Genomic DNA, 16,593 nt, shown 5'->3' with positions numbered 1-16,593 from the left:
ATAAAATTAATCCTCTATATCTTCAGCTTTTCTTTTTTTACGAAGATAATCGATATAGAGAACAGGTATAAGACTACATAGAAAGATAATTCCACCAGTAATCATTCCTAACATACCGCCATCTGTAATTGATACGAGCACTCCGACCGTTGCTGATATAATCGTAATGACAATGAGTGATATGGTTATACTTTTTTTCGACTCATTTGTTTTTTTCTCATGATCGACACCTATACTCATAGATAAATAGGCGGAAATAACTGTCGTAATCATAAACACAAGCCAAAGGGGGTTCTCTCTCATTCCTTCGACACCTTTTGTGATTAAATCATAGCCTAAAATACCGAGGATCCCCAACGTTTGAATCAGATATGCAATCCGAACATTTTTTAAGTTTTGTAATACTAACCGCTCATCCTTGATTTTTTTCATACCCCTACTCCCCCTTTTCTACCCAAAATACTTCATCTAACGATTTATTCACCACATAACAAATTTCCAGACAAAGCTTTAACGACGGATTATACTTCCCCTTCTCAATCAAACTAATCGTCTGCCTTGTAACACCAACCCTCTCAGCCAACTGCTGCTGCGTCAACCCAACTAACGTCCTCGCAATCTTCACATTATTCTCCAAAGCTTCCACCCTCCTCGGAAGCATGGGGACGGTTCTGCTTCCTTCCAGCGATATTCCTTAAGAGCATTGTAACATATATGTGGAATAATTCAATATATATGTTACATTTCAGAAGCACAAGGACGTTTCGAAGCCACTGAAAAAGTCTTGTTTATAGAAAAATAGTATTATCTTACAAAGTTGACGTTCAGTTTGATTGCAGCACGAGTACTCGCTTTCCGCGGGGTGGGTGCTGAGCCTCCCTCAGCGTAAACGCCTGCGGTGTCTGACCTCTCCCACACATCCCGCAGAAGTCTCTCAATCAGCTCCAATCAAACTATACATAGGATAGCCTACTTTATCTGTACAACAAATTAATTGATAAGAGTTACTCATTTAAAATTAGTATACTTTTTCAGTGGTCTCAGACGGGTTTTGCTTCATTTAAAGCTGAAACCTTCCTTTCTTATCCTACCATTAATTTATCCATTTATTTACTTTTTATGGTATTCTATAAAGGGAGGCTTAATTAGCTAACTAGAAGTTAAACGGAATAGGCGAATAAATAATAGGAGGTTGAGTATTATGAGGGAAAATTGTATTAAATGCGAATCGGCAATGGTGGAAGCAAAGTTAGATAGCTACCCAATCAGGGTTTATAAATCTACAGAAAAGGTAAACTCTAAAACTATGAGTGAGGTCTCTCCTTGTTATGTTTGTTCTAACTGTGGCTTTATAGAACTTTATGCTTTAAATCCTGAAAAATTGAGTTAGTCAGCTATATTAATAGAATGTGTTCCGTCCATTCATTTAAAGAGGGCTTTAACTGAAAAGAAATACAGTCGTTCCAACATAGGAATGGCTGTTTTTTTATATCTCACGTAAGAAATTGGCGGAAATACTATTTGAATTTTGGCAAGCATAGAGGAGCATTTGGTTTATCTGCACCTTTTCAGCCAACTTTTTGTTTTACTGAACGAAGCTGAACAAGTAAAGCTAAATATCCAAATACTTTATAGCCACTCCTTGGAATCTATCTATCCAGCCTTTTAGACATTTATGATAGTTTTTGACATTTTGCAAATGGTAGAAGCCCTTTTGACATAACCCTCTTTGCTTAGGTTCATCGACTCGTGTTTAAGTGCCATAATTTGAACGAATTTCTTGTAGTTCGTTGCTATATCTGAGCATAACAAAAAAGTCGGTCAAGAAAGCAACGATTTATGCGAAAAGAGCCTTAAAAAAAGAAGAAGAACTCTACTGGCGTTATCATAAAGTTCTCATTAAAGTAATTATCATATTATTAATGATATGTCTTCTTCCTCTTGGTTGCAGTTTTTTTGTTTACTAGAACGACCTACCTTTTTAACTAGATACAGTCAACGTTCACCCAGCTTTCTCCCTATTATAATGAGAAATTGTGGGCTTTTCATGAGATTTTCATATTTTTCAGGTTCTTGCATTTTGAATGTCGTTGTCGGTTGTGGTTCGATAATTTTTTCTATTGTAAAATAATTTACTGTTTCATTAATAATAGAATGTATAGGTCTGCGGTAAAACGGTACTTCAAAGTATTTCCCTTCCTTATACCATTTATCAATGATTAATTCGGTAAAATAATAATTAGGGTTTCCAAGAAGTTTGATATCTGAAAAAGGATGATGAATTGAAAATAACAACAGCCCATCAGGTTTTAACACCCTTTGAAATTCTTTTAATGTTGGACCCCATTCTTTCAGATAATGAAGTGTTAATGAACTGATGATGATGTCAAAGGTTCTGTCCTCAAAGGGCAATTCCCCTTGTAAATCCAAGCACAACACATTGGCTTTATTTCCAATACGCCTTTTCGTCGCACTGACCATCTCAGGGCTGATATCTGTTGCAACTACATGTGCTCCTCGGTCTACCAATTGCTCTGTATACCATCCAGCAGCACAACCAGCATCAAGAATATTTAAATCTTGTAAATCCTGAGGTAATTGCTGCATCATTGCAGGCCTTTCATATTCACTATTATACAAACTCATTGTATCTACTGTATGTTCATAAACACTCGCAAGCTGATTAAAGGTGTCTACCACTCTATTATGCATATTCCACCTCTTTCTTAAGATTTCGGCATAAACTACTTCGATTATGTAATTCAATAATCCTTCCAAGTGGATCATGACATGCAAAATTATTTTTATTCAGGTAAACTTCCAATTTAAAACCAACCTTATTTAAAAGAAAGAGAACATCAAAGACTTCATTCCTCTTTAAAAATCTCCACGCACTAAATATAAATTGAAAGAAATATTATTCAACCATAAGTGATATTGTTTTGGCGGTGAAGTTCTATTTAATTAAGGAAAAACATGTCTAGAAATATTCCTTCCCCTATTCCTAGAATTCCTATAATAGTTAGGGTCCTAATCCATAGTTTTGCTAGCTCATTATCAATTAGCACGTAAAAATCGTTCCTGTTATGTAAAAGGAAGTAGGAGAACCGTCCGAGACCACTGAAAAAGTATACTATGTTAAGATAAGTACCATGCCTCATGAACTTTTTGTACAGATATAGAAGCTCATACCATGTATAGTTTGATTGGAGCGGAAGTGCGAGACTCCTGCGGGATGCGTGGGAGAGGTGAGACCCCACAGGCGTTAGCGCCGAGGAGGCTCACCACCCACCCCGCGGAAAGCGAGTACTGTAGCGGAAATCAAACTGAACGTCAACCTTGTATGATAAATACTATTTATCTATAAACAAGACTTTTTCAGTGGCTTCGAACCGTCCCCCCGCTTCCGAAAGATTATAGTTTGAATTGGGATACTTCATGATTTAATTCTTCTGCCATTTGAGCTAAGCTTGATGAGCTAGATGTGACTTCCTCAACTGTTGCACTTTGCTCCTCAGCAGCAGCTGCAACTTCCTCTGATGATGCGGCTGATTCTGTAATAATGTTTGAAATATCCTCAATTGAAGATAGAACTTGCTGTGAATTATGCAACACATTTGCTAAAAGGTCTTTCAGCTCATCGCTCTTATGTTCTGTATCGGATGCGTTCACGACGATTTCTTGTAATGATTGACCTAGGTTTTCGATATATGTCATTTACTTTTGAACCATTGCAAATGTTTCTTCAATCACCTGAACAATGTTTTTCGTATCTTGTTGAATACCATTAATAATATCTGTCGTCATATTCGCTGAGGTTGATGTTTGTTCTGCCAGTCTTCGAACTTCATCGGCGACAACAGCAAATCCTTTCCCATGCTCTCCTGCTCGAGCTGCTTCAATCGCTGCATTTAACGCTAATAAATTTGTTTGATTCGCAATTTCAGAAATAACCGTGATGATACTACTAATTTCCTCTGAACGATTACCAAGTGCCTTCACTGATTCAGCGGAATTTTTCACCTGATGATTTACCTCTTGTAAATGCTTCACAGTTGTTTGGGCAACACTTTCACCTTCACGAGCCGAAGTATTTGATTTTATAGCTAAATCCAACGCCTCTAAAGAAGCTTGTTGCCCATTTTCTACATCAGTTACGGTTTTCTTCATTTTTTCTAAAATTGAGTTCACACTATATGTTTGTTTATTTGCTCCATCGGCAATTTCATTAATTGTCATACTAATTTGCTGTGATGTTTCACCTGTCTGCTGTGCACTACTTGCTAGTTGCTCAGAAGCGGCAGCAGCCTGTTCTGCATGAGACGATACATTACTAATCATTGCAGAAAGATTTTGCTTCATCGTATTAAAGCTTCTAGAGATATCGCCAATTTCATCTCGTCTTTGCAAATATTTACTCGAAATATTTTGTGTGAAATCGCCTTGTGCCAAATGATTACCGACAACTGTTGTGGCTTTGATTGGCTTCACAATAAGGTTCGCAATATACATGACTACGATAGAAATAAGCATGAGACCAACAATCACACCAGTTACTGAGGCGATAAACAATTGATGAGACTCACTCATTACTTCTTTTTCTGGCACTGCAACCATTACTGACCATGGAGCATCGGTTTGACCAAACATGACTGGCACATACTCAACCATCGTTGTGTCAAATGTATGACCTTTCGTTTCACCATTTTTAATCAGTTGCTTTACCTCTTCAGATGCTGGAGCTGGAATCATTTCTTCTAAATCCTTCCCTACCAATTCCTTTTTTTGATGGGAGACAATTAGTCCTTCATTAGAAAAGATGATAGCTTCACCTGAATCAAAAAGTTGATAATCATTAATCATTGATTGAATTTGGTCTAAAACGATATCAACACCGACTACACCTAAAAATGTATCATTCTGCATAATAGGTACTACAGCAGATTAGAACATTTTCTCTTCACCGTTTACTTCATAGAGGTACGGCTCTATAATTACCTCGTGTCCCTTTTCCATTGGTTCAAAATAATAAGGTGCATCTTCTGGATTATCATAATTTACACTTAAATCTCCGACTATTTGGTTATCTGCTGAACGATAGAAGTACGGAATGAATCTTCCTGTTTCGTCATGTAGCTCTGTATTCACATATTCCTTATCCTTCCCATCAAAGGCATTTGGCTCCCAAATTGTCCATGCCCCTTCAAAAGCTTGGTTGTCTTTTACAAGTGAATATAACATCGCATTAACGGTTTCCCTGTCTGTTGCTTGAATTTCCTTCATTCCTTGTAAGGCATGGGCCATCGACCTAGCACTCGTTAAAGCCGTTTCAACACTTAATTGAAGGTCCTTTGAAATATTTTCAGCATCACTCTTTAACATTTCCTTTGCATTATCTCTATTCATCTGACTTGTATTGTATATATTATAGGCTGACACACTGCCGAAAATGACAAATACTGCTCCTATCAATAGTACTAGCATTCTAGTTCGTAATTTCAAGATTCCTTCTCCCCCCCAAACATGTAATTATGTAAATTCTACTTCATGAATGTCGAAATTTGTAGAGGGGATTACTGGGAAGCGCGGGAAGGAAGCACGGGGAAGCACGGGGACGGTTCTTCTGCTTCCTATTTTAAAATAATAATGATATAAACTTATTCCAACAATCTCTACGCTAATTTATAAAGATTGTTTAATCATAATGAACGGAAGCGAGTGCACTATATCTCCTGCTTCCTATTTTAATTAAATATGATTTAACCTCTTTCTACAAACTCCACGATAATTAAGCAAAGAAAAACCCGACCTAATACGAAATTCCAATCAGAATTTCCGTATAGTTCGGATTTTTCAACAGCTGATACTTTTTAAGTCAGAAGCACTTAACACTTTTACATCTCATTAAATTTTTCTATTAACCTATTCTTTTCCCTTTCTGTAAATTGAATATAATATCCCACCTCAACAATTGCCCCTTCTTCCATCCGCTGCTTAAGCCAATCACGAACAAAGTCTGGTGCATAACCCCCACTTGACACAACCTCCTCCTCACTAGGCATGGCAATAAACTTCGGGTAGGTATCCAAAAATCGTTCAGCTGTTATTTCATCATAATAACTACTATATAACCAAAATTGTAGATCATAAAGGAGCAGTGATTTCCTGTCAGAATGTAACGCAAAATAGCCTTTTTCCTCAACAATTCCCTTGCATAGCTTTCTCAATTTTGTTTCAAGATCTCGAATGTCACTTTGCTTACTCAATAAATTCATTAACTCTGTCGAAAACGCTGCAGTATTTACCATATGGAACGTTGCTGTCTTTTCCTCTTCATGATTAGAAAAAACATCATCATGTACTAATCCAACTATAAAACTTTCAAAATCGTCTGCTAACCACGTAATCTTAAAGTCATCTTCTTGGTCAACATGGACAACACACGGTTCTCCTGTGGGACCACATTCACGATAATCGAGGAAAATCATATCATGTCCGGCCGATGGACAATCGGCTATTGCAATGCCGATGTTTGGGTAATCCCACATCTCGACCCAAAATTCACTACCAAACTCCCCGCCCAATGAGCAACTTTTTTCATAGCCAATTCCAAAAATACCTGAAATCGCAATATGATTTTCCGCCCAGCATGTCGGTTCAGTTGTTGGAAAGCAAGTATTTTTCGGGATTCCTCCATTTTGATGCTGCATAAACAAGATATAGGATTTTGGCAATTTGTAGCCTAAATCGATTTCAATTTTCGTAATCATTTCATCTGTAGGTGGCTCTGATATGTAATGTTGCTCTGCATATTGGCTATTATCCCAGAAATCTTTCATATCTAGTTTCAAAAAATAAGACATATTGGTTTGCTCTCCTTTAAAACAATCTAGTAAAAGTAAAAGATGCGCTAACCATGTTGATTAACGCAATGCCTCTTTATCAATCGGTAAATATTTCATAAAATAAGCCCCTAAAAGAATCAAAATAAAACTTAACGTCCAGCTTACTAAGCCTAAAAAATCAAACCAATAAGCTACTAAATTAATAATCCCGATGGCATAAAAACATATGGAAGTTAACGCACTTTTTATTCCTGTTATGCCAGCTTTTCTTCGCTTTTTCACAACGATTGTAATTGAAATGATTAATGTGACAATTAATATAACGGTTAAAAGGGTAGGTATCACAGACATCGTTCCTCTCATCTAAATCACTCTACATACTTAGCCTTATTAGTATATACGGATTATTTTGAATATCGTTTCACATTTTTATTTATCACCCTTCTATTTTTAGGAAACTTTAAAAGAAAAATGATTTCGGGGAAGGTTATTTTATCGTATCTACAGAATGGTAGATGTATTAGATGTATGATAAGGAGGGAGTATGGATATATTTGGAACTATTATAAACTTGCTATTTTTTGTACTAATGATTTACCTCATATCAAGAGTCGCTCACTTTATGAACAATACAAAAATCCGGTTGGACGAGATCGAGAGAAAGCTAGATGAAATATTGAAATCCAGCTCTAATAAAGAAAATTAATTCGTTGTGGTTGAACATGCTTCGATAAGTTAGAAACATAGTGGAAGACAATTAGTAGGAAGCATGAGAACCGTCACTCTGCTTCCTACTCTTAAAGGAAGCAGAAGAATCGTCCCCATGCTTCCTAGCTACCGACGATTTGCGGATTAAAGTATTCTAGAAGGTAGATGCCTGGTTGGTTGTGTCCGTTAAATGTTAGCTCGTATTTTTTGAAGGGGATTAGCGCTTCGGTATCCTCGAAGTGGCTTGTGACTCTGTTTCCGAAAATATCGGTTAGTTTATCATTTTCGCGATAGCCACATTCGATGATGTTACGAGTTGTTGCGACTTTTATACTTGCCATTAAGTCCCCGATACCACGCTTTTTCTCCGTAATCCCTGTATAGAGTTCGCTTGGGACGAGGTCCTGACAAATGAGCCCTGAATTATGAGAGACTAACCGTTGAGAAATACTAGTATATAAGCAAGTCTCTCGCAATAATATCCCTGCACCTAATTGACTATTAGAATGCTTGTCCTTATGCAAAAGTTCACTTGCATCCATTTGCTTCAATATTTTAGGTTGTAGTTTTTCGTTTGTAATAATTTCAAGGATGTCTGTCGTTCGGTCTTGAGATACTAATAATAATTCGATAATGATTTCTTCTGCTTTCTTTACATTTGTAATCATCCGGCCACCTCACTATGATTAACAAAACCTTCTATCATTTAAGTACATCAATTTACCCTATAATCAACATATTACTGTATGTTAAATACTTGTTTCGGATAGAGTATTGCGACTGCTGCGGCAGTTCTCTCCGAATGGGTTATTGTTATTTCAATCGCATATTCCTCAAAGCCTGTTTTTTTCTCTTCGGAAAGCTGGACACAAGGTTTTCCTAACCGGTCATTCCTAATGATAATATCGATTAAGCGCAGTTTCATTTCGATACTATTCCCGATTGCCTTTTTTACTGCTTCTTTTGCAGCTAATCTCCCAGCAAACCATTCTAGTTTTCTTTTAGGTTGTTCAAGCTCCTCATAGCGTTCGATTTCACTAGGATGCAAAACTTTCTTAATTATATTTCCAGAGGAGCGTTCTAACGATAGGTTAATTCTATTTAATTCCACTAAATCCATGCCTAATCCAATACCCATTTATGTTCCACCCCATTATTTGCTTAAGACCATCGAGGCATAATTCCCTCCAAAGCTATACGTATTGACAACTGCATGTTGGATGTCTTGGTTGAACAGTGTTACATTTGCCAACTTCAATTTAGAAATCGGGTCAGTGGTTTCGTTTCCTACACTTGAAACTGTACCGTTAAATGCATTAATCGTATCTAATATGCCTAACATACCTGCTGAAGCATGTGTTTCGCCAAATAATCCTTTCGTTGCATTCACAAGTACATCCTGTTCTTGAAAAATAGATGAGATTACTTTTGCTTCTAATGCATCAATTTTATGACCTGATGCGGCTGATGAAACGAGTTGAATATCATCAGGCTGCAACCCGGCAGTTGATAGTGACAGCTCTATTGCTTTCTGCCAAGACTCCCCTTTTCGGTCGATACTCTCTGTTTGTGCCTGGCCACTTGCCATTCCGAAGCCAGAAATCGTTGCGTATGCTTGTTTGTCTCTCTGTTTCGCACTGCTTTCACTTTCTAAAACAATGGCAACACTTGCTGAACCTAAGTTTAAGCCATTTCGGTTTCGGTCAAACGGCTTCGCTCTTTCATGCGATAAAAAGTTCTTCATTCTCGAAGCACCTAAAAAAATCGTTTCATTAAATTCATCAGAGCTTACAACAATGACTTGATCACATATATCCTGTTGGATAAGGAGTGTACCATAATGCATTGCATTGATACCGGATACACCACCAGCACAAATTGTCGATGTTGGCCCTTTTATTTTTACGTTGACTCCGATATGACCTGCAGCAGCATTCATCACTGTATTGGGAAACAATTTTGCACTAGCCTTCTGTGGTCCTTCAAGTAAAACTTTTTTATAAAACGAGTGAACGGTATCAAGAGGGCCTGTCCCTGTCGCAAAAATTAAGCCAATACGCTCACTATTTTGTTTCGAAATTCTTAAACTAGCATCCTTTATTGCATACTTGGTCGTCAGTACCGCCTGTTTGCTTAAAGCATCCATTTTACGAACATAGCTTGGATTGATAAATTTTTCATAGCGGATTGGACTAATTTCCCCTGTAAACGACTCAATCTGTTCATACTTCCGTTTATCAAGTGCCACTTTCTCACCAGATAAAATTTTGAATACATCGTCTGTATTCTCAGCATTGCCCGCAATCGCACCAATGCCTGTGATGACAACGTTTTGCTGTGCAATTTGCGGTGTCGGTAAGGTGTCCTTGTCATTTTTTCCGAATAAAACAGAACAATTGTTGCCTCCGAATGCAAATGAGTTTGACAGCACAATATCAACGGTAGCAGCTTTTGAATGATTTGGCACAAAATCCATCTCATACTTCGCTTGGCGTTCATCGAAATTCACAGTCGGTGGCAGGACGTCATCTCGAATCGCTAAAATACTCGTAATTGCCTCTACTAGTCCTGCTGCACCTAACATATGACCTGTCATCGATTTTGTAGACGAAATTGGCGGTATTACATCTTTCATCATTGAACGAATTGCCTTCGGTTCAGACAGGTCATTCGCTTGTGTCCCTGTTCCATGAGCATTAATATATGAAACGTCTATTGCTGGTATATTTGCTTTTTCCAATACATTTTTCATCGCTTGCAATGCACCAGACCCAGCAGGATCAGGTGCAGTCGGATGATAACAGTCCGCCGACAACGAATAATCGTAAATTTTCGCTATACCATCAATGCCTCTAGCATCAGCAAAATCTTTTCTTTCTAAAACGATAAAACCTGCACCTTCACCGATATTAATCCCATCACTAGTTGAAAAAGGTGAACAATGTCCTGTTGACAATGCATTTAAACTATTAAAACCAGAAAGAGATAGATAGGATAGTGGATCTGCACCGCCAACTAACGCAATATCAATCATCCCTGAACGGATGTAATCTAATGCTATACCAATCGCGTTCGAACCTGCAGCACAAGCGTTGGAAATCGTTGTTTTCGGACCCTTAATACCAAGCTTAGCAGCGACTATATCGGAAGGGGCATGGAGAGGATAATCATTAATTAGCTCTCCATCTGCATGTTCCAGGCCTTCCTCTAGCCATTGTGTTAAAAATGCCTCACCGTTGACGACTCCTCCTAATGATGTCCCGACAATAATACCAACACGGAAAGGGTCAACATGTTCTATGTTCAAGCTGGCCATTTGAATAGCTTCGTTTGCGGCAATTACGGCAAATTGAGAAACTTTGTCATGATGATGCAGTTTATAGGTGTCGATTAATGTGGGGCTAATCTCCTTTACTTCACCTGCATATACCGGACCAAAGCCATCGATATGAAAGCTAGATTGATCAATCCCTGATGTTCCTGCCTGAATATTGCGCCAAAATTCATCCACATTTTGGCCATTTGCACAAATAATCCCCATACCAGTGACGACGACTTCGTGTTTCATATACACCTCCAGCTCCTCCTTCATTACGTGATTTTATTTTTCCAAGAGATTGGAATGATGTATGGTGAGGAAATCGTCTGAATTTGTGTTGATTTTTGTAGTCGTTCTACTGTCAAATCAATCGTCAAATTGGAGACACCGATTTCTTTATTGATGAGGATTAATCCAATATATTTCTTTAATTCATAGCTATATTCAATTTGAATTATTTCACCAATTGGTCCATCTACACAAACAACATCCCCTGCTTGTAACTCATTTTCTGCTTGAAGCGCAAAACCAACAATGATTCGATTTGATTGTTGCTCACGTTTATTTAATAAAGCATCTTTACCGATAAACTGCTCTTTATTAAAGGAAATCAACCATTCAGCTGTTGCTTCATAGACGGATAAACCGTTTAAATCAAATTCAATATGCGGTTGACGAATTTCAAGCATCGTAATCGTTAACGCTTTGTAGCCAACAGGTTTTACTAGGAATTCGCGATGATTTTGACTTAGCAAAAAATTATATAGCTCCACGGCATGTTCATGCTTAACGAACACTTTATAGCCGTACTCACCTGTTACCCCCGTTCTTGCTAGTATCGCGGCTTGTTCGTTATACTCGAATTCAACGAACGATTGAAAAGGAATCGAGGAGATTTCAAAATCAATTAACTTTTCACATACCTTCCACGAGTAGGGACCTTCAATTTGAAGAAGTGTTGTGCTTTCAGTCAAATCTTCTATTTCCACTTCGTGTACAGTTGACAACTCTCTTAATCTCGTAAAAATCGTTTCTCGCTTAATCGGCGACGTTTCAATGATGATGGACTCGTCTAATAAATAAACTGTAACTAAGTCTATGATGTTACCTTGTTCATCTAAAATAAGTGAAAACACTGATTTTTCGATATCTAAAAATTCAATATCAATTGTAATGAAGTCATTTACAAACTCTAGAAATTGCCCGCCTGAAACTTTGATTAGTCCATTTGCAGTCGCATCATAAATTCCTGCTCCATGACGTATTGCGCTATACTCAGCTTTTACGTCAGTATAGTATTCAACAACACCATAACCTGCTTTATCAACAAGCTCAGCATTTTGGCTTGTCGATTGAGTAAAGGAAGAAAGCTTTAAAGTTGTATTCAAATGAATCATCCTCCATCCTATTGTTTTTTCGCGATAATGATTTCACCCTCAGCGACCGTTTCTTTTTCAGTTGAAACCGCGATGATGACCTGTGTTAGACCATTTAAGCTCGCGCCAATGCGAACCTTTATTTTCAACTGGTCGCCTGGTGCGACTGGTTTTTTGAATTTCATTTTTTTTATCGAAGAGAGATAGCCTAGAAATGGGCTGTCAGTCATTTCCTTTTTACTAACACGGCTTCCCCCGGACGGCTCATTCGATAGCCTTTCAATCTCGCCTGCAGCAAAAATAACAGCAGCAGTCTGTGCAGCGGCTTCAACGATTAAAACCCCCGGCATAATTGGGAACTGTGGAAAATGTCCCTCAAAGTAAGGCTCAGAAATTGTCACATTTTTTATCCCAATCCCTCTTTTACCAGGTTCGATATCAGTCACTTTATCAACGAATAAAAACGGCCATTTATGTGGTAAAATTTTTAATATCTCTTGAATCCCTAACTCTTTACGCATCAATAAGCTCCTTTTCTGCATTCTCTTCAATGTAATCTGCTAGCTTATTAATGGAGGAGAACACCTCAACATCATCATCATAAATTGTCACCCCATATTTATCTTCAAGTGCGATGAACAATTCCAATGCATCGATTGAGTCTAACCCGAGTCCGCGTCCAAAGATTGGTTGATCATCGGTAATATAATGCGGGTCAATATCTAAATCGAGAGAATCAACAATGAGTTCCTTAAGTGCACTCGTTAATCGTTTTCTTTGATTTGCCTGGTAGATTAAATCATTCATATCAGTCATCCCTTAAACCTCCTATCCATTGATAAGACCACCATCAACCGTGAAAGTCTTCCCTGTAATATAACTAGCCTTTTGCGATGCTAAAAATGTAACAATCCCGGCCACTTCCTCCGGCTTACCAAACCGTTTCATCGGAATCATCTTTAAAACGTCCGCTACCATGTCCTTCGGAAGACTTTTTGTCATACTCGTATCAATAAAGCCAGGTGCCACAACGTTTGCGCGGATATTGTAATCAGCTAGCTCGAGTGCCAAGCTTTTCGTAAACGAAATCATTCCACCTTTTGCAGCAGCGTAATTCGTTTGAGCCTTTGACCCAAAAACACCGCTCGTAGATGAAATGTTAATCACTGCTCCACTCTTTTTACTCATCATTTGCTTCACTGCTTCTCGTGTACACATAAACGTACCACGTAAGTTAATATCGATGACTTCATCCCATTTCTTGTTACTCATCATCGAAATATACCCATCATTCGTAATCCCGGCATTGTTGACGAGAATGTCGACTTTACCATATTTCGTTTTAACCGTTTTAAACAGCTCTTTTACCTCGTCTTCATTGCCGATATTTACTTTATAGGCATAGACTTTGGCTTGTCCGCTTTGTTCAAGCTCGTTAAGCAAATGATTCATTTTCTCTTCGTTTCTGTTATAGGTAAGAATGAGCGTTACCGGATAGCTGGCAAATTCAGTGGCAATCGCCCTGCCAATCCCTTGTGATGCCCCAGTAACGACGACAATTTCTCCATTGAAAAACATGTTTTCCACCTCATGCTATACTTTTATATCTTCCACAACTGAATTTAAAGGTTGTCCAATCGATTGTTTCACTTTTATAAGCTTTTGAAAGCCGCTCGTTGTATCCGTTGAAAAAGCACGACCACCATATTGAAAATTACGTAACAGCTTTGATAAAACTTTTCCAATACCTACCTCGATGTACGTACTAACACTGCTTGCTGCAAGCTCATCCACCGTCTTCGACCATAGAACCGGTTCAGTAAACTGCCCAATAATATCATTGATGATGTCTATACGAGAAGTGCTCTTGTTTGCATTACAATTTAAAACTATCGGAATAGTAGGGTTTTTAATACAATTCAAGTCTACTTCCTGTAAAAACTGGGTTCGGGCCGGCTCCATTAATGTTGAATGGAAGGCCTGGCTAACACTTAACGATTTTGTCATCACCGCTGGAATAGCTGTTAATTCCTTTTGAATGACCTCAATTATCTTTTTATCACCTGAAAGTACGAGCTGACTTGGTGAATTATGTGCCGCTACGTTAATACCATAACCGGTTATAAAATGTAAGATTTCGTTGATGGTTTCACGATTCTTCGTATGAACAGCCAACATTGCACCATCTTTGTCAACCGCACCCATGCATTTCCCTCTCACATGAATCATCTTAACAGCATCAGAAAATGAAAGGGCATTTGCGATGACAAGTGCAGAAAATTGACCTGCACTGTGTCCTGCTACAACATCTGGGTAAATTCCCTCTTCTTGCAACAAATATGCAATTCCTACACTTGAAATAAGCATCGCTGGCTGTGTGATTTCAGTTTGGTCAAGCACACGTTTCGGGCCTTTAAACATATAATCGTCTATCTCAAAGCCCAATTGTTCGTTTGCTTCTTCCAATAGTGGACGAAAAATCGATGGATAGCGCTGATAATAATCTTTTAACATACCAACTGTTTGTGCACCTTGGCCCGGAAATAAAAATGCCTGCATCTCATTCACCTTCTATGTACAGGTTCAGCTTTTCTCTTATTGAGACTGGAATACGCTGTAACAGCTGCCCATTAATCGTCGTTAAAACATGTCTTGTGTTCCCAGTTGCGACAAGCTTTTTCCCTAGCTTTTTTGTGATTTTATAATTAAATTCTAAAATTCTACTAATATCTTTTTCATTTATAGTGGCCTCGATAATTAATTTATCTCCAAAGCGCACACTGCTTTTATATTTGCAGTAGCTATCAATTGTCATGAAATGATAATCACTCACGAAGCTGCTATCGATATTTGCCTCTTTCAATAGTGTAATTCTACCTTGCTCAAACCATTGAAAATGCTTAGAGCTATGTGCAAAGCCTGTAGGATCACAATCACTAAAATACACCTCAAGCTCTACAACTGTTTTTCGCATGTTGGTTCCACCACCACATCTAATAACTGCTACTTTTTTTAAACACGAAAATTCTTAGTTCCATAATCTACTTCAAATTGTACTACTTTCTAAAAAATACAATATATACACCAATGATTAAAAACGCTAATGCGATTAACACGATACTTATTTGATTAATAATGAATGAGAATAAAACGAAAACAACAATTAGGGAGCTTGCTCCAATTAATATAAAAAAGATTCGGTTTGTAATTGGATGATTTTCACCAGCCCATCTTAGCATTAAATACCCGCATAATATCGCAATTGGAATACCTACCCATACAAATTGTAATTTATCTAGGAAAATAGCGATTTGCATCATAAGCCCAAATGAAATTAGAATGCCAGAAGGAAGCAAAATCCATCGAATATTTATCGGAATGATAAACATATAGAGAATGCTCAATAACACCCCTACTGGTATTAACGTATAAAATGGAAACACCTTATCAAAACCGAGATTTCCCATTTGCGTAAGCATAACTAGCGCCAGTAATCCATAAGTTAATGGAATTATACCTATATTTCGATTCTTTCTTCTGCTAATAATGGCTCAACACACCTTTCTATCATCAATTTGCCATTGGACTACGTAATGAAACGTTCGATAAATCAGCGGCCTTTTGTCGGTATTCATCTTCTTTCACGGTATCACCGAGCTTCGCATAAGCATCTGCAACAGCGAGGAACAATTCTTCACTGGCAATACCTTGATCTAGACATGTTTGAAAATCACTTAACGCTTTGTTTGTATCTCCTCCAAAAAAGCTTGGCGTGTTCAATAGTTTATTGCCTCTCACAAACGTCGCTTCCAATGAATCCGGGTCTATTTCAAAAGCTTTATTCAATGCGTTTGACATTTTTGAATTAAGTCCCATTATTTTTGCAACATTATCAGTTGAGTCAATTTTTTTCCCATAAGCTGCGGCCAGCCATGCATAGCGATCGGCCGATTGTTCCTCATTCGCATGTGCTTCTAGCATTTCAATGGCCTCGTCAATATTTTCTTCCTCAATTAATTGAAAGGCCTCCTTCGTCACATCATCCATAATAAAATGGCGAACCTCTTTCTCCTCAGGTACTTCTCGTTGTGCTTCCTCTGTTTCATCTTCCGTATTATCCGTCGTCTGCTCTTCAGTCTGATTGATAGCTTCTTGATCTTCTGTTGCAGTATTCTCGTTATTTGACTGATCGGATGCTTCGTCGTGTTCAGTGATTTCTTTACTTACAGGTTCAACATTTCTTTCCGGTAAAGAAAGATTTTTTTGATAATAAAAGTAACCTAACAACGATCCTACAATAACTATGACAACAATCGATGCAATTAGCATAAAATACCTCTTCATT

The 16,593-nt window shown here is 37.9% G+C and carries 19 protein-coding genes and 1 pseudogene; all 20 read right to left on the bottom strand.

The genetic code is table 11. The features are described from left to right. Positions 1 to 6 precede the first annotated feature (6 nt). Entirely contained in the window at positions 7 to 432 is a 426-nt protein-coding gene (locus tag J2S19_RS01650; RefSeq protein ID WP_307336213.1) for a hypothetical protein, read from the bottom strand. 4 nt (positions 433 to 436) lie between these two features. Next, complete coding sequence (locus J2S19_RS01645; RefSeq protein WP_307336209.1) at positions 437 to 637, bottom strand: helix-turn-helix transcriptional regulator; 201 nt, start codon at positions 635 to 637, stop codon at positions 437 to 439. Positions 638 to 1,486: 849 nt separating this feature from the next. After that, positions 1,487 to 1,821: pseudogene (locus J2S19_RS01640) on the bottom strand (IS1595 family transposase); the annotation flags it as partial. A gap of 174 nt (positions 1,822 to 1,995) precedes the next feature. After that, entirely contained in the window at positions 1,996 to 2,712 is a 717-nt protein-coding gene (locus tag J2S19_RS01635; protein WP_307336207.1) for a class I SAM-dependent methyltransferase, read from the bottom strand. 702 nt (positions 2,713 to 3,414) lie between these two features. Next, on the bottom strand, positions 3,415 to 3,717 hold the full coding sequence (locus J2S19_RS01630; protein ID WP_307336204.1) for a hypothetical protein: 303 nt from the start codon (positions 3,715 to 3,717) through the stop codon (positions 3,415 to 3,417). Then, positions 3,718 to 4,926, bottom strand: a complete 1,209-nt coding sequence (locus J2S19_RS01625; protein WP_307336201.1) for a methyl-accepting chemotaxis protein — start codon at positions 4,924 to 4,926, stop codon at positions 3,718 to 3,720. It lies immediately after the preceding gene. Positions 4,927 to 4,944: 18 nt separating this feature from the next. Further along, positions 4,945 to 5,502 (bottom strand): cache domain-containing protein, encoded by a 558-nt coding sequence (locus tag J2S19_RS01620; RefSeq protein WP_307336196.1) that lies wholly within the window; start codon positions 5,500 to 5,502, stop codon positions 4,945 to 4,947. A gap of 392 nt (positions 5,503 to 5,894) precedes the next feature. After that, positions 5,895 to 6,863 carry an SMI1/KNR4 family protein gene (locus J2S19_RS01615; RefSeq protein ID WP_307336193.1) on the bottom strand — a complete coding sequence of 323 codons (969 nt, stop codon included), beginning with the start codon at positions 6,861 to 6,863 and terminating at the stop codon, positions 5,895 to 5,897. Positions 6,864 to 6,923: 60 nt separating this feature from the next. Continuing rightward, on the bottom strand, positions 6,924 to 7,208 hold the full coding sequence (locus J2S19_RS01610; RefSeq protein ID WP_307336191.1) for a hypothetical protein: 285 nt from the start codon (positions 7,206 to 7,208) through the stop codon (positions 6,924 to 6,926). 467 nt (positions 7,209 to 7,675) lie between these two features. After that, positions 7,676 to 8,221 (bottom strand): hypothetical protein, encoded by a 546-nt coding sequence (locus J2S19_RS01605; protein ID WP_307336188.1) that lies wholly within the window; start codon positions 8,219 to 8,221, stop codon positions 7,676 to 7,678. Between the two features lie 71 nt (positions 8,222 to 8,292). Then, positions 8,293 to 8,691, bottom strand: coding sequence for a holo-ACP synthase (gene acpS / locus J2S19_RS01600; RefSeq protein WP_307336186.1), 399 nt, complete (start codon positions 8,689 to 8,691; stop codon positions 8,293 to 8,295). 15 nt (positions 8,692 to 8,706) lie between these two features. After that, positions 8,707 to 11,121 carry a beta-ketoacyl-[acyl-carrier-protein] synthase family protein gene (locus J2S19_RS01595; RefSeq protein ID WP_307336183.1) on the bottom strand — a complete coding sequence of 805 codons (2,415 nt, stop codon included), beginning with the start codon at positions 11,119 to 11,121 and terminating at the stop codon, positions 8,707 to 8,709. Between the two features lie 23 nt (positions 11,122 to 11,144). After that, positions 11,145 to 12,260: a hypothetical protein gene (locus tag J2S19_RS01590; RefSeq protein WP_307336181.1), complete on the bottom strand. Its 1,116-nt coding sequence runs from the start codon at positions 12,258 to 12,260 to the stop codon at positions 11,145 to 11,147. Between the two features lie 17 nt (positions 12,261 to 12,277). Next, positions 12,278 to 12,769 (bottom strand): 3-hydroxyacyl-ACP dehydratase FabZ, encoded by a 492-nt coding sequence (gene fabZ / locus J2S19_RS01585; protein ID WP_307336178.1) that lies wholly within the window; start codon positions 12,767 to 12,769, stop codon positions 12,278 to 12,280. Then, positions 12,762 to 13,064, bottom strand: coding sequence for a phosphopantetheine-binding protein (locus J2S19_RS01580; protein WP_307336175.1), 303 nt, complete (start codon positions 13,062 to 13,064; stop codon positions 12,762 to 12,764). The genes fabZ and J2S19_RS01580 overlap by 8 nt, the downstream gene beginning before the upstream one ends. Positions 13,065 to 13,076: 12 nt before the next feature. Further along, on the bottom strand, positions 13,077 to 13,826 hold the full coding sequence (fabG, locus tag J2S19_RS01575; RefSeq protein ID WP_307336173.1) for a 3-oxoacyl-[acyl-carrier-protein] reductase: 750 nt from the start codon (positions 13,824 to 13,826) through the stop codon (positions 13,077 to 13,079). Positions 13,827 to 13,841: 15 nt separating this feature from the next. Further along, a complete protein-coding gene (locus J2S19_RS01570) occupies positions 13,842 to 14,807 on the bottom strand; it encodes an ACP S-malonyltransferase (RefSeq protein ID WP_307336170.1) in 966 nt (321 codons plus the stop codon). A gap of 1 nt (position 14,808) precedes the next feature. Then, positions 14,809 to 15,222 carry an acyl-CoA thioesterase gene (locus J2S19_RS01565; protein ID WP_307336167.1) on the bottom strand — a complete coding sequence of 138 codons (414 nt, stop codon included), beginning with the start codon at positions 15,220 to 15,222 and terminating at the stop codon, positions 14,809 to 14,811. An 82-nt stretch (positions 15,223 to 15,304) separates the two neighbouring features. Then, complete coding sequence (locus J2S19_RS01560; RefSeq protein ID WP_307336164.1) at positions 15,305 to 15,727, bottom strand: hypothetical protein; 423 nt, start codon at positions 15,725 to 15,727, stop codon at positions 15,305 to 15,307. Positions 15,728 to 15,818: 91 nt separating this feature from the next. Further along, positions 15,819 to 16,592, bottom strand: a complete 774-nt coding sequence (locus J2S19_RS01555) for a tetratricopeptide repeat protein (protein ID WP_307336160.1) — start codon at positions 16,590 to 16,592, stop codon at positions 15,819 to 15,821. Position 16,593 lies beyond the last annotated feature (1 nt).

The organism is Metabacillus malikii (genome assembly GCF_030813355.1).
GTDB lineage: Bacteria > Bacillota > Bacilli > Bacillales > Bacillaceae > Metabacillus > Metabacillus malikii.
This window is presented reverse-complemented; position numbering and strand designations above follow the sequence as displayed.

What these genes read in the sequence shown, in the direction of transcription:
- J2S19_RS01650 (WP_307336213.1), bottom strand. Translation starts at nt 432, where the DNA reads ATGAAAAAAATCAAGGATGAGCGGTTAGTATTACAAAACTTAAAAAAT.
- J2S19_RS01635 (WP_307336207.1), bottom strand. Translation starts at nt 2,712, where the DNA reads ATGCATAATAGAGTGGTAGACACCTTTAATCAGCTTGCGAGTGTTTAT.
- J2S19_RS01630 (WP_307336204.1), bottom strand. Translation starts at nt 3,717, where the DNA reads ATGACATATATCGAAAACCTAGGTCAATCATTACAAGAAATCGTCGTG.
- J2S19_RS01625 (WP_307336201.1), bottom strand. Translation starts at nt 4,926, where the DNA reads ATGCAGAATGATACATTTTTAGGTGTAGTCGGTGTTGATATCGTTTTA.
- J2S19_RS01615 (WP_307336193.1), bottom strand. Translation starts at nt 6,863, where the DNA reads ATGTCTTATTTTTTGAAACTAGATATGAAAGATTTCTGGGATAATAGC.
- J2S19_RS01610 (WP_307336191.1), bottom strand. Translation starts at nt 7,208, where the DNA reads ATGAGAGGAACGATGTCTGTGATACCTACCCTTTTAACCGTTATATTA.
- J2S19_RS01605 (WP_307336188.1), bottom strand. Translation starts at nt 8,221, where the DNA reads ATGATTACAAATGTAAAGAAAGCAGAAGAAATCATTATCGAATTATTA.
- acpS (WP_307336186.1), bottom strand. Translation starts at nt 8,691, where the DNA reads ATGGGTATTGGATTAGGCATGGATTTAGTGGAATTAAATAGAATTAAC.
- J2S19_RS01595 (WP_307336183.1), bottom strand. Translation starts at nt 11,121, where the DNA reads ATGAAACACGAAGTCGTCGTCACTGGTATGGGGATTATTTGTGCAAAT.
- fabZ (WP_307336178.1), bottom strand. Translation starts at nt 12,769, where the DNA reads ATGCGTAAAGAGTTAGGGATTCAAGAGATATTAAAAATTTTACCACAT.
- J2S19_RS01580 (WP_307336175.1), bottom strand. Translation starts at nt 13,064, where the DNA reads ATGACTGATATGAATGATTTAATCTACCAGGCAAATCAAAGAAAACGA.
- fabG (WP_307336173.1), bottom strand. Translation starts at nt 13,826, where the DNA reads ATGTTTTTCAATGGAGAAATTGTCGTCGTTACTGGGGCATCACAAGGG.
- J2S19_RS01570 (WP_307336170.1), bottom strand. Translation starts at nt 14,807, where the DNA reads ATGCAGGCATTTTTATTTCCGGGCCAAGGTGCACAAACAGTTGGTATG.
- J2S19_RS01565 (WP_307336167.1), bottom strand. Translation starts at nt 15,222, where the DNA reads ATGCGAAAAACAGTTGTAGAGCTTGAGGTGTATTTTAGTGATTGTGAT.
- J2S19_RS01560 (WP_307336164.1), bottom strand. Translation starts at nt 15,727, where the DNA reads ATGCTTACGCAAATGGGAAATCTCGGTTTTGATAAGGTGTTTCCATTT.
- J2S19_RS01555 (WP_307336160.1), bottom strand. Translation starts at nt 16,592, where the DNA reads ATGAAGAGGTATTTTATGCTAATTGCATCGATTGTTGTCATAGTTATT.